14 protein-coding genes and 1 other annotated feature are annotated in these 12,230 nt (G+C 48.1%); of the genes, 13 read left to right on the top strand and 1 reads right to left on the bottom strand.

Translation table 11 applies throughout. The features are described from left to right. The first annotated feature begins 37 nt into the window (after positions 1-37). From sigG to ABEQ74_RS20870, 10 genes are all read left to right on the top strand, one after another. On the top strand, positions 38-820 hold the full coding sequence (sigG, locus tag ABEQ74_RS20915) for an RNA polymerase sporulation sigma factor SigG (protein ID WP_430124060.1): 783 nt from the start codon (positions 38-40) through the stop codon (positions 818-820). Positions 821-1,017: 197 nt separating this feature from the next. Continuing rightward, a complete protein-coding gene (locus tag ABEQ74_RS20910; RefSeq protein WP_430124059.1) occupies positions 1,018-1,326 on the top strand; it encodes a YlmC/YmxH family sporulation protein in 309 nt (102 codons plus the stop codon). 68 nt (positions 1,327-1,394) lie between these two features. Beyond that, positions 1,395-2,252 carry a peptidoglycan editing factor PgeF gene (gene pgeF / locus ABEQ74_RS20905; RefSeq protein ID WP_430124057.1) on the top strand — a complete coding sequence of 286 codons (858 nt, stop codon included), beginning with the start codon at positions 1,395-1,397 and terminating at the stop codon, positions 2,250-2,252. Positions 2,253-2,260: 8 nt separating this feature from the next. Further along, positions 2,261-2,950, top strand: a complete 690-nt coding sequence (locus ABEQ74_RS20900) for a YggS family pyridoxal phosphate-dependent enzyme (protein WP_430124056.1) — start codon at positions 2,261-2,263, stop codon at positions 2,948-2,950. Between the two features lie 2 nt (positions 2,951-2,952). Beyond that, the gene (locus ABEQ74_RS20895) at positions 2,953-3,399 is read left to right on the top strand and encodes a cell division protein SepF (protein ID WP_053489082.1); all 447 of its coding nucleotides are present in this window, start codon (positions 2,953-2,955) and stop codon (positions 3,397-3,399) included. A gap of 8 nt (positions 3,400-3,407) precedes the next feature. Beyond that, entirely contained in the window at positions 3,408-3,677 is a 270-nt protein-coding gene (locus ABEQ74_RS20890) for a YggT family protein (RefSeq protein ID WP_430124055.1), read from the top strand. Between the two features lie 14 nt (positions 3,678-3,691). Next, positions 3,692-4,474 carry an RNA-binding protein gene (locus ABEQ74_RS20885; RefSeq protein ID WP_430124054.1) on the top strand — a complete coding sequence of 261 codons (783 nt, stop codon included), beginning with the start codon at positions 3,692-3,694 and terminating at the stop codon, positions 4,472-4,474. A 196-nt stretch (positions 4,475-4,670) separates the two neighbouring features. Next, the gene (locus tag ABEQ74_RS20880; RefSeq protein WP_430124053.1) at positions 4,671-5,165 is read left to right on the top strand and encodes a DivIVA domain-containing protein; all 495 of its coding nucleotides are present in this window, start codon (positions 4,671-4,673) and stop codon (positions 5,163-5,165) included. Between the two features lie 64 nt (positions 5,166-5,229). Beyond that, positions 5,230-5,513 (top strand) — a binding site (T-box leader). Between the two features lie 247 nt (positions 5,514-5,760). Then, positions 5,761-8,850, top strand: coding sequence for an isoleucine--tRNA ligase (ileS, locus tag ABEQ74_RS20875; RefSeq protein ID WP_430124051.1), 3,090 nt, complete (start codon positions 5,761-5,763; stop codon positions 8,848-8,850). Positions 8,851-9,076: 226 nt separating this feature from the next. After that, entirely contained in the window at positions 9,077-9,424 is a 348-nt protein-coding gene (locus ABEQ74_RS20870) for a DUF5665 domain-containing protein (RefSeq protein ID WP_430124050.1), read from the top strand. A 67-nt stretch (positions 9,425-9,491) separates the two neighbouring features. Here the strand turns inward: ABEQ74_RS20870 and ABEQ74_RS20865 are convergent, their stop codons facing one another. Continuing rightward, a complete protein-coding gene (locus tag ABEQ74_RS20865; RefSeq protein ID WP_430124049.1) occupies positions 9,492-10,232 on the bottom strand; it encodes a TraR/DksA C4-type zinc finger protein in 741 nt (246 codons plus the stop codon). Positions 10,233-10,440: 208 nt separating this feature from the next. On the opposite strand from ABEQ74_RS20865, the gene lspA reads away from it, so the two are divergent. The 3 genes from lspA (at position 10,441) to ABEQ74_RS20850 (ending at position 12,142) form a co-directional block, all read left to right on the top strand. Further along, positions 10,441-10,941, top strand: coding sequence for a signal peptidase II (gene lspA / locus ABEQ74_RS20860; RefSeq protein WP_430124047.1), 501 nt, complete (start codon positions 10,441-10,443; stop codon positions 10,939-10,941). 59 nt (positions 10,942-11,000) lie between these two features. Further along, positions 11,001-11,921, top strand: a complete 921-nt coding sequence (locus ABEQ74_RS20855) for an RluA family pseudouridine synthase (protein ID WP_430124255.1) — start codon at positions 11,001-11,003, stop codon at positions 11,919-11,921. A 74-nt stretch (positions 11,922-11,995) separates the two neighbouring features. Further along, positions 11,996-12,142 carry a hypothetical protein gene (locus ABEQ74_RS20850; RefSeq protein WP_165593371.1) on the top strand — a complete coding sequence of 49 codons (147 nt, stop codon included), beginning with the start codon at positions 11,996-11,998 and terminating at the stop codon, positions 12,140-12,142. Positions 12,143-12,230: the final 88 nt, after the last annotated feature.

Here is a 12,230-nt window from a genome sequence, read left to right as displayed (position 1 = left end):
ATGTACAGTAATGTTTCTCCTTGGGAGGTTAGTCATCATGACGCGAAACAAAGTTGAAATATGTGGTGTGGATACATCCAAACTGCCTGTCCTGACGAATGTGGAAATGAGGGAACTATTCCATAATTTGCAGCAGAACAACGAACGATCTGCTCGAGAGAAATTGGTGAATGGCAATCTGAGACTGGTGCTCAGCGTCATCCAAAGGTTTAACAATCGGGGAGAGTTTGTTGACGATTTGTTTCAGGTAGGCTGTATTGGACTGATGAAAGCCATCGATAATTTTGATTTGTCGCAAAATGTTAAATTTTCCACGTACGCCGTACCGATGATTATCGGAGAAATACGCCGATATTTAAGGGATAACAACCCGATTCGCGTCTCCCGATCACTACGTGATATTGCTTACAAGGCACTACAGGTTAGAGATCAACTGACGAATACGAATTCGCGTGAACCAACGATTTTTGAAATTTCCGAAGCGCTGAATGTGCCCAAGGAAGATGTTGTATTTGCACTTGATGCTATTCAAGATCCCGTATCGTTGTTTGAGCCGATTTATCATGATGGAGGAGATCCGATTTATGTGATGGATCAAATCAGCGATGATAAGAACAAAGATGTGTCCTGGATTGAGGAAATAGCGCTCCGGGAAGCCATGCATAAGCTCGGACAACGTGAGAAAATGATTTTATCCATGCGGTTTTATGAGGGCAAAACCCAGATGGAGGTTGCCGATGAAATCGGCATCTCTCAGGCGCAGGTATCCCGTTTGGAGAAGTCAGCGATCAAGCAAATGCAGAAGTACGTCAAAACTTAGGAAGACCAGCAATCAAACGAACAGATAACGATCCCGTTTTATGGGGTCGTTTTTTTAAATTTATATAAGTTATTTTTGCCGTGCGGCTCATATATTGAATTGTGGGAGGTTTGAGGAAAAAGCTTCACAATCGGCCTCCTGAATACTTCTAAGGTGTGATGCTCGTGATACCTGATAATCAAATGGTGGGGAAAAAGATGAAAATATCCGATCTTCAAACGAAGGATGTTATTAATATCATTGATGGCAAGCGGCTTGGACAGGTCAGCGATTTGGAACTGGACCTGCGGCAGGGCAGGATCGAAGCGATTGTCGTGCCGAGTTATGGCAAATTCATGGGATTGTTTGGGGGCGGGAGTGACCTGATTATCCCCTGGCGAAATATCGTTAAGATCGGGTCCGATGTGGTTCTCGTCAAAATGGAGGAGCTGAGGAGAGCACCAGATGATCCTGAGCCTGTGGAGTATCTGGACCGCCCGGATCGCTCCGATCGGCGATCTTACTAAACGGACCGATCGGTTCATGTGTCTCCTGAGTAGATTTCTGGTACACTGGTCATAGAGGTGAAGTGTGGATGGAACCGTTTGTTAATCAAGATGAGCACACGGCGAGTCTGTTTGTGCTTGAAAAATGGGGCAAAGCGCCAGGAGGCACTTTGCTTACTGCCGGCTTCACAGGCAGAAAAGGCGGCGTAAGCCTGGCCCCTTATGACAGCTTGAATCTTGCTTTTCATGTTGGAGACAGGCCGGATGATATTGTAGAGAATCGTAGACGAACAGCTGCAACGCTTGGTTTTTCGCTGGATGATTGGACTTGCGGTGAGCAGGTGCATGGTGTTCGGATCGGTGTGGTTCGAGAAGAGGACAAGGGTAGAGGGAGCCAAGATCGGGCATCGGCTTTTCAGGATACGGACGGACTAGTAACGAATGTTCCCGGTATTCTGTTGGCTTCCTTTTATGCGGATTGTGTGCCGTTATATTTTTGGGATCCCGTTACTAGAGCAGTCGGTCTAGCTCATGCTGGCTGGAAGGGCACGCTTGGAGGTATAGCCGAGGAAATCGTCCGCAGCATGGCTGCCGAATACGGAAGCCAGCCACAGCATATCCATGCAGCGATCGGTCCATCAATCGGCGAATGTTGTTATGAGGTGGATGATCGGGTAATGGATCATGTCCGTGACAGCGGAAACGGCCTGGTTATATCCGATGAAGTTACAAAATCGGCTCTCTATCTCGACAAGGGAGACGGGAAATACATGCTGAACTTGAAAGAAATAAACAGACACATTATGATTAAAGCAGGAATATTGGCGGAACATATCGAATGTACATCATGGTGTACAAGCTGCAATCACGATCTTTTCTTTTCTTATCGTAAAGATGGAGGGACTACAGGTCGAATGGCAAGTTGGATCGGGATGAGAAAGAGGTGAGTCGTCCCTTGAGTTTGAAGGAACGTATCGATCAAGTAGAACAGCGAATAACGGAGGCATGCGCTAGAAGCGGCAGGGAGCGGAATGATGTGAATATCATTGCGGTTACTAAATATGTCTCTTTGGATATGACAGCTTCGGTATTGGACCAGGGACTGCAGCATATCGGCGAGAACCGCTGGCAGGATGCCCAGGCGAAGTGGAATGCGCTTGGGAACCGCGGGATATGGCATTTCATCGGTCATCTTCAGACTAATAAAGTCAGAGATGTCATTGATAAATTTCAATATATTCATTCGCTCGACCGCATATCCTTGGCCCGTGAGCTGGAGAAGAGGGCAGCTGCACTAAATCTTCAGGTTTCAGCCTTCATGCAGGTCAATATCTCAGGGGAAGAATCCAAGTATGGCCTCCCACCAGAGAAAGCAGCCGAGTTTTTGAAGGAAATCCACAGTCTCTCCCATGTGAAGGTAACGGGACTTATGACTATGGCTCCCTACGAATCATCTGCGGAGCAGACGCGTCCTGTTTTTCGCGGTTTAAGACAACTAAGAGATGAGCTGAACGAGCAGGCGCTTACGGCGGAGCCATTGACCGAATTGTCCATGGGTATGTCGAATGACTTTGAAGTAGCCATAGAGGAAGGGGCGACCTGGGTGCGCCTCGGCTCAATTTTAGTAGGAAAAGAGGAGGATTGACGATGGGCGTGATGAACCGGTTTATGAATTTCTTGGGACTGCAAGAGGAAGAAGAAGTTGTGGAACGCGAGGTGCTTACCTCGCAGGACGAGCCGGTGGAGGCAACGCCGTTTGATCATCGAAAAAACCAAAAAAACGGCAATATTGTGAGCATACATTCACAGAAGAATGTTAAGGTTGTGTTGGTGGAGCCCCGTTCATATGATGAAGCACAGGAGATTGCAGACCATTTGCGATCCTTCAGAACCGTTGTAGTTAACCTGCAGCGCGTGCGAAATGATCAGGCGCTGCGCATTATCGATTTTCTCAGCGGGACGGTTTATGCGCTTAGCGGCGGGATCTCGAAGGTGGGCGGTAATATCTTCTTATGCACGCCGGATACCGTGGAAATCCAAGGTACCATCTCAGAGATTTTAGCAGACGAGCATGAATATAACAGAACGAGGTGATCTAGGCTTTGACCTACGAAATTTACAAAATAGTGGATACACTTTTTCAAATTTATTTTTACATGATTTTAGTCTATGTCCTGATGTCATGGCTTCCGAATGTGAGAGAAAGCTTTATCGGAGAATTGCTGGGCAAATTGGTAGAACCGTATCTGGCACCCTTTCGCCGCTTTATTCCACCGATTATGGGCATGATAGATATATCGCCGATTATTGCATTGTTTGTGCTTCGGTTAGCGGAACAGGGCGTATTTGCGATTCTCAGATATCTATTGTAGCAGGTGAGTGAGCGATGAAACTGGACATTTATGATCATTTCCATAAGGATGAGCGGGAATTTGTGGACCGGGCTTGGGAATGGGTAGTGAATGCCGGGCAATACCATGAAGCCAAGCTGACGGATTTTCTGGATCCTCGTCAGCGGTTCATTCTGGAATCTCTTGTGAACCGTCATCCGGATGTGCATGCCATGCTCGATGGCGGACATGCCGATGCTGAACGTGTCCGTGCGTTGATCGCTCCAGATTACCGGGACCTGGAAGACGAGGACTTAAAGATGAAGGTGCTCAGCATTTCTTCAGGAGATCAGAAGCTTACGGAGCTGGAGCATGGCGACTACATGGGATCGATTCTGGGTCTTGGCATCAAGAGATCGAAGATCGGTGACATTCATGTAATCGAAGAGGGCTGCCACGCCGTCGTTGCGGAAGACATCAGCGCTTTCCTGCATTTGAATCTTAGTCAGGTTCACCGGGTGCATGTTATGACTGAATTATTGCCGCTAGACAAGCTACAGGTTGCTCGCACGAATTTTGAAACGATGGATATTACGGTATCTTCCATGAGACTGGACGGAATTGCCAGCGATGCATACCGAATCAGCCGCACCAAAATTGTGGTACCGATCAAGGCTGGTCGATGCCGTGTGAACTGGAAAGTGGAGGAAGATCCCTCGACGAATTTAAAAGAAGGCGATGTCGTCTCCATTCAAGGATTTGGACGGTTTAAGGTTTTGGAGACAGGCGGCCTGACGAAAAAAGGGCGGTACCGTATCAAGGTTGGGAAATATGCCTGACCTTTGAAGGAATTGCCGTTTTTTTGTCGAATGAAATAGTGGTGTAAGAAACAGGACTACAGTAGCATTCACAATAACAATGAAACTACCGATAAAACGTAAATGGTCATCATAGTCTTTGACGGCCCAGATGGCCTGGCTAACATTAGCGGATGAACCGTTCTGTAAGGACCCATATATTTAGGAGGTGCACACCATGCCATTGACACCGCTTGATATACATAACAAGGAATTTGCCCGTCGAATTCGGGGTTATGATGAGGACGAGGTCAACGAGTTTTTGGATCAGATTATTAAAGATTATGAAAGCGTGATCCGCGAGAACAAAGAATTAGGGAACCAGCTTTTGACAATGCAAGAAAGACTGGATCACTTTTCGAATATTGAGGAAACCTTATCTAAGACCATCATTGTCGCCCAAGAGGCAGCGGATGAGCTGAAGAACAATGCGAAGAAGGAAGCTCAGCTGATTATTAAGGAATCCGAGAAGAATGCGGATCGCATTATTAACGATGCACTCGGGAAATCCCGGAAGATCGCGCTTGAGGTCGAAGAGCTGAAGAAGCAGGCTTCCATCTATCGTACCCGCTTCCGTTCGTTGGTTGAAGCACAGCTCGAGCTTCTGAAACAGGAAGGCTGGGAGACGCTGGAGAGCCGTGAACCAAGTCTTGAGCCCAAAGAGGTATACTAGGCGACTAGCAGGTTGACTTTTTTCTCGAAACGTTCTATAACTAATAACATATTGTGATTCATACGAGAATTCGTTGATGGGAATAGTATGCGAAGGATCTGTCCTTCAGAGAGCCGGCATTTGCTGAAAGCCCGGCGTTCAGGCCAAGCAGAAGATCATCCCGGAGAAGTGAAGCTGAAGCGTTTAAACCGCGTGTGTAAGCTGAGCCGTCAGCCGAACGTTATATCGGACCTTGCCTTGAAGTAACAGGCATGGACATTGAGGTGTCGCTTGAACAGACTTCTACTGTAGAGGTTGGTCACAAGCGAAATTAGGGTGGTAACGCGAGAACAGGTTCTCGTCCCTTTGGGGATGAGGCCTTTTTTTATTTTCACAGAAACATTTACAAAAAAGGGCGAGTTCAAAAAGGTCGGTTTTCAGCACCGAGAAGGTTGAATGAAGCTAGGGAGTGAGGAGCGGAGCGTACGTAGTTTGTACGTGAGCACCGGAAGGCCCGGCTGAATTCAAGATTCGATGCCGAGTTGCTTCTTGATTCACTATGTGATCAAAATCGGACTTTTTGAACAACCTCGAAAAAGGTGAAAGGAAGATCTGCATGAATAGAGTAGACGTCAAGGAAAAGGCGCGGGCAAGAGAGCTGCGCATCTTGAACAAATGGAATAAGGAGAATACGTTCAAGAAATCAATCGAACAGCGGGCTGGCAAGCCGAACTATGTATTCTATGAGGGCCCCCCAACCGCAAACGGTGCTCCCCATATCGGTCACGTGCTTGGACGGGTGATCAAGGATTTTGTCGGTCGTTATCAGACGATGAAGGGCTATCACGTTGTTCGGAAAGCGGGCTGGGATACGCACGGGCTTCCGGTGGAGCTTGGCGTTGAGAAGCAGCTGGGTATCTCGGGCAAGCAAGAAATTGAAAATTACGGCGTGGAGGCCTTTATCAAGAAGTGTAAAGCCAGCGTATTTGAATATGAGCATAAATGGCGCGAGCTGACCGAAGCGATTGCGTATTGGACCGACCTAGACCATCCGTATATCACGCTTGAGAATAACTACATTGAGAGTGTATGGAACATTTTGGCGACGATTCATGACAAAGGCCTTCTGTACCGTGGTCACCGCGTGAGCCCGTATTGCCCTTGTTGTCAGACGACGCTGAGCTCCCACGAAGTGGCACAGGGTTATGAGGATGTTAAAGACCTGAGTGCAACGGCGAAGTTTAAGCTGCATGATAGCGGAGAGTATGTACTGGCTTGGACGACGACGCCTTGGACGCTACCATCCCACGTAGCGCTCGCTGTTAATCCGGATATGGAATACGCACGCGTTGAGCAGGAGGACGGCATCTACATCGTGGCTAAGAATCTGGTAGAGGATGTCATGAAAGGCGACTTTACCGTTCTGTCAACGCTGAAAGGTTCCGAGCTGGTCGGCAAGACGTACGACCCTCCGTTCCCTTATGTAAAAGCGGAGAAGGCAAATATTATCGTTGGCGCGTCCTTTGTTACCGATGCAAGCGGTACGGGGATTGTACACATGGCTCCTGCGCATGGTGAGGATGACTACCGTGTATGTCGCGAGAATGGCATTAGCTTCGTGAGCGTTGTTAACGGTCAAGGCCGTTATACTGATGAAGTGACGGATTTTGCCGGACGCTTCGTGAAGGATTGCGATCTGGACATTGTGAAGGCATTGTCTGAAAAAGGACTCCTGTACAGCAAGGAGAAATACGAGCACAGCTATCCATTCTGCTGGCGTTGTAAATCTCCGCTGCTCTATTATGCAATGGAGAGCTGGTTTATCGAAACGACAGCGGTAAAGGATCAGCTGATTGCGAACAACAATGAAGTGACCTGGTATCCGGGCCATGTGCGCGAAGGTCGCTTCGGTAAGTTCCTGGAAGATTTGGTGGATTGGAATATCAGCCGGAACCGTTATTGGGGCACACCGCTCAACGTCTGGGTCTGCGATTCTTGTGAAGGACAGTTTGCACCGCACAGCATTGCAGAGCTTCGTGCCAACGCAGTAGGCGAGGTAGCGGAGGATCTGGAGCTGCACAAGCCTTATGTGGATGAAGTGAAAGTGAAGTGTCCACATTGTGAAGGCGGCGTGATGGAACGGACGTCGGAAGTCATCGACGTGTGGTTTGACAGCGGATCGATGCCGTTTGCGCAGTACCATTATCCATTCGAGGATAAGGAGAAATTTGAACAGCAGTATCCTGCCGATATGATCTGTGAAGGGATCGACCAGACGCGCGGATGGTTCTACAGCCTGCTGGCCGTATCGACGCTCTTTACAGGTAAAGCACCTTATAAAGCGGTCATGGCTACGGGTCATATTCTTGATGAGAACGGACAGAAGATGTCCAAATCCAAAGGTAATGTTATCGATCCTTGGGAGATCATTGAGGAATACGGCACGGATGCGTTCCGTTGGGCGCTTCTCGCTGATAGTGCGCCTTGGAACAGCAAACGCTTCTCCAAAGGTATTGTAGGCGAAGCCAAATCCAAGGTTGTGGATACGCTCGTTAATACTCATGCGTTCCTGACCTTGTATGCCGGCATCGACGGCTATGATCCGAAGGAACATGAGTTCAAGGGATCGGCTCACAAGCTGGACCGCTGGATTCTATCCCGCCTGAATAGTTTGATTCAAGTGGTTGATAAGGGACTGGCCGTTAATGATTTCCTAAACGCTGCCAAAGCGATCGAAGCGTATGTGGATGAGCTGAGCAACTGGTATATCCGCCGTTCGCGCGACCGTTTCTGGGGCAGCGGTCTTGGGGAAGATAAGCTGGCTGCATACGGAACGCTAAAGCATGTGCTCCTCACCCTCTCCAAGCTGATGGCTCCATTCACACCGATGCTGTCCGAAGATATTTTCGTGAATTTGGGCGGAGGAGAGAGCGTGCATCTGGCTGACTTCCCTCAAGCAGACGAAGCATTGATCGACAAAGCGCTTGAGCAGGACATGGAGACGGCAAGACAGATCGTAGAGCTTGCACGCAACGTCCGCAACGAGACAGGGATCAAGACCCGTCAGCCGTTGTCTGAGCTGATCGTATCCATGGATCGAGAGTTCGATCTCGCTGGGTATGAAGAGATCATCAAGGATGAGATCAACGTCAAAGCAATAGAGGTAGAGACCAGTGATAGTGGCTTCGTTGACTTTACGCTTAAAATGAACTTGAAGGTGGCAGGTAAGAAATACGGTAAAAATATCGGATTCTTGCAAGGCTTCCTGAAGGGCATGAGCAGTGACGAAACCCGCAAAGTGGTTCAGACAGGCGGCGTGAACGTAACTTCGCCGGAAGGAGAAGAATTGCAGATCACGTCCGAGGAGCTGCTGGTGGAGAAGAAGGCGAAGGAAGGCTTCGCATCAGCTTCAGGTTATGGGGTTACCGTTGCGCTTCATACGGAGATCACGCCTGAGCTGGAGCAAGAAGGCTGGGTTCGTGAAGTGGTCCGCGCCGTTCAGGATACGCGGAAGAAACTGGATCTCCCAATCGAGAAGCGGGTAAACCTTACTTTTGACATGGATGATGAGCTTAAAGCGGCAATCACGGCATTTGAAGGGGTTCTGCGAGAGAATGTCCTCGTTAATGAAGTACAATTTGGACAAATTCAAGGCATGGAGCGCGTTGAGCTTGGTGACAAGATGATTGGCATCCATATAGCCTAAGGATAAGAAGACCACGGTTCTGAGTATCAGGACCGTGGTTTTTTGTGTTCTACAGAAGTGACATCCGTTTTCAGACTTCCCGCGCGCATGAGATTTTACCAGTAGATGCATAATAAACAACGATCCTGTGGAAATTCAGCTGGTTCAAGCAACGAAGACGTGTGTTTCCACTCAAGTTAAATTTTTGCTGAGTTTGATGTTGTACAGGGGGAAAGGAGCATTATGCATGGCGGATAAACCGGAGGATGGGGCAATCATAGGAGATAGCAAGTCATTGGGGGAAGAGAGAGAGCATATCAGTGCTATTTACCGCATGACTTCAGACATCGCACATCAGCTGGAGAAAGCGCGGATCGCTGAATATGCTCAATTGCTGACCCGCCCCTGGAAGCTGATATGGACCAATCTGCTTGCCGGGTTAGCCCGAGGTGTGGGGATCGCGATTGGTTTTACATTTTTTGCAGCGACTATTATCTACTTCCTTCAGGCCCTTGGGGCTTTGAATTTACCTATTATCGGCGATTATATTGCGGATATTGTCCGTATCGTTCAGCGACAGCTGGAATTATCCTGATTGACTGGCAAGGGTATGTAGATGCCGGCAGCTGCTGCAATTTTCGTATGCTGCCGGCTAGGGAGACTTAACTAAAAGATTCATCATCTGGATCGCCATAGGGATCAAGCAGATAGCTTCCTTCGCCGCGGTTCAGATAATCGATATATTGGGGACTTCTTACAACAAAGACTTCAGAGCCGTCAATATTGGTGGCCACGAAGTTTTCATACACTTCAACAAATCCACCGTGGTCATCGCCGTTCTCGATATCCATCTCGTTATAACTGTCTATTTCGTTATTCTCTGCCATAGCAGGGGAGTTGGAGCTGCCCCAGCTTTCAACGATCTGCCAGGCATCTTCGCCGTCAAACGCGGCATAATCATGCTCATCCATGCTGGATTTACCAAAAGCGGGAGCGAGCACCTCCTCTTCAACCGGGCGGTCGCGGGAAACTCGTTCACGAGGCGTGTCCTTCACGCAATACTGTGTATCAGGAAGAACCTCTAAGCGCTCATACGGTATTGGCTGGCCGCAGGTAACGCAGATACCGTACCGATCATGATGAATGGATTCAAGTGAGAAAATAACGCGCTGAAGCTCTTGATCTACCCTGTCTTGAAGCGCAAGGTCTTTTCCTCTCTCAAACACCTCGGTTCCGACATCGCCGGGATGGTTATCGATATGGGATAGCTCGCCTGTCATATCTCTTTCGGATTCCCCAAGCCCATGCTGGTCGTTATATACCATGCGCCGTTCAAGCTCAACTTTTCGTTCCATCAGCTTCTGTTGCAAATGATTGAGTTGTTCCTGAGTTAGATGCGACAATGTCAGGCTCCTTTCACGGTCCGAAGTTGACCTCTTGGTTCATATGTATAGAGTGCACCCTTTGTGAATGTTTTACTGACGGAAAATGTTCTCGCCACTGGGCAGGAATGGACGATTTCTGAGCCGCTGTGCTACAATAAGACGAGTTATGACCGATCAGTGCAGGATCGACTGATTGGAGAAGACAGGAACGGAGTGACATAAACAAGTGGTGTATTATGTGATTGCATTTGTTTTATTTCTAATCGATCAGGGAACCAAGTACTTGATTGCAACGAAGCTCGAACTTTATGAGCAAATTCCGGTCATCGGAGATTTTTTCCTGATTACGTCCAGCCGAAATCGGGGAGCAGCCTTTGGTATTCTGCAGGATCAGTTATGGTTTTTCATTGTTGTGACGTTAATTGTTGTCGGTGGAATCGTATGGTATTTGCAGAAGGTATCGAAGGAAGGCCGAAAACTGCTGCCTGTCGCCCTAGCACTTGTTCTAGGCGGAGCAGTAGGGAACTTTATTGATCGCCTCGTGACGGGTGAGGTTGTTGACTTCTTGAAGTTTAATTTTGGCAGCTACACCTTTCCCATCTTCAATATCGCCGATTCTTGCATCGTCGTCGGTGTCGGATTGATTATATTGGATACGCTTCTGGAGGGAAGACGCGAGAAATTGAGAACAACAAGTGAAGTCTCTGGTTCAGAAGGGAATGAATAAGGTTGTCAGACAGCATAAATAGGGATATAGACCGAGAATGGGCAGATGACGAAGAAGCGGTGCAAGCGGAAACTCACGAGTGGATCGTGGATGCCGGCTCGGCGAAAGCCCGAATTGATAAATACATCACGGAGAACCTTGATGAAGAAGCCTCGCGCTCCCAGGTGCAATTATGGATCGCGGATGGGCATGTTAGCGTAAACGATGGCCCGGTAAAGTCCAATTATAAAGTAAGTTCGGGTGATCGCATCCTGCTTAAAGTTCCAGAACCTTCGAGAGTCGAGATCATTCCGGAGGATCTGCCGCTGGAAGTTGCATATGAAGATGCCGATGTCATTGTGGTAAACAAGCCGAGAGGGATGGTTGTCCATCCAGCTCCGGGTCATTCATCAGGTACTTTGGTGAATGCATTAATGTATCACTGCAAGGACTTATCCGGAATCAACGGGGAGCTTCGGCCTGGCATTGTTCATCGGATAGATAAAGATACCACGGGTTTGATCATGGCAGCGAAGAATGATAAAGCTCATGCTTCTCTTGCCGCGCAGCTCAAGGAGCATAGCGTCAATCGGCGTTATTTGGCCCTCGTTCACGGAAATATCAGTCATGATCAGGGAACCATTGATGCACCAATCGGCAGGGATCCGCATGATCGTAAATTGTATACCGTTACGGATCGAAACAGTAAGCGAGCGGTTACTCATTTTACAGTAGTTGAGCGTTTTGGTGATTACAGTCTTCTTGAATTAAAGCTGGAGACGGGACGTACTCATCAAATCCGTGTGCATATGAAGTATATCGGTTATCCTCTTGTAGGGGATCCTGTATACGGCAAAAGCAAAGGAATCAAATTAAACGGCCAGGCACTTCATGCCGCTGTTTTGGGCTTTGTGCATCCTTCCTCCGGAGAGTATATGGAGTTTTTAGCACCGATGCCTGATGATATGGAGGAACTGCTATCTATTTTAAGGGGCCGTTAACGGCTCTTTTTTTCTTGCTTACTAAACGATGCTATGTTATATTGGTGACAACTTTATTGAAGGAGGTGAGGTAGGTGAATATCGAGATGGTTAACAACCGTATTAGCCAGCTGCCTATGGCTATGGCTGGCATTGCACATGCATTTTTCCTAAACGGGAGAGGTCTGTCCAATTTTAATGATACGGTTTGTACCATCGCGAGAAGTCACCTGCCTGCCTGAACGAAAATAAGCCTATTTCACTTGGCTTACTATTCTTAGGGTCCGCGGAGCTTGCTCTGTGGGCCCTTTTTGCGTGCAGTCCGGTTCT

The organism is Paenibacillus solani, from assembly GCF_050475945.1.
Taxonomy (GTDB): domain Bacteria; phylum Bacillota; class Bacilli; order Paenibacillales; family Paenibacillaceae; genus Paenibacillus_AQ; species Paenibacillus_AQ solani_A.
This window is presented reverse-complemented; position numbering and strand designations above follow the sequence as displayed.

Coding starts and splice junctions, on each gene's coding strand:
- sigG (WP_430124060.1), top strand. CDS start 38: ATGACGCGAAACAAAGTTGAAATATGTGGTGTGGATACATCCAAACTG.
- ABEQ74_RS20910 (WP_430124059.1), top strand. CDS start 1,018: ATGAAAATATCCGATCTTCAAACGAAGGATGTTATTAATATCATTGAT.
- pgeF (WP_430124057.1), top strand. CDS start 1,395: ATGGAACCGTTTGTTAATCAAGATGAGCACACGGCGAGTCTGTTTGTG.
- ABEQ74_RS20895 (WP_053489082.1), top strand. CDS start 2,953: ATGGGCGTGATGAACCGGTTTATGAATTTCTTGGGACTGCAAGAGGAA.
- ABEQ74_RS20885 (WP_430124054.1), top strand. CDS start 3,692: ATGAAACTGGACATTTATGATCATTTCCATAAGGATGAGCGGGAATTT.
- ABEQ74_RS20880 (WP_430124053.1), top strand. CDS start 4,671: ATGCCATTGACACCGCTTGATATACATAACAAGGAATTTGCCCGTCGA.
- ileS (WP_430124051.1), top strand. CDS start 5,761: ATGAATAGAGTAGACGTCAAGGAAAAGGCGCGGGCAAGAGAGCTGCGC.
- ABEQ74_RS20870 (WP_430124050.1), top strand. CDS start 9,077: ATGGCGGATAAACCGGAGGATGGGGCAATCATAGGAGATAGCAAGTCA.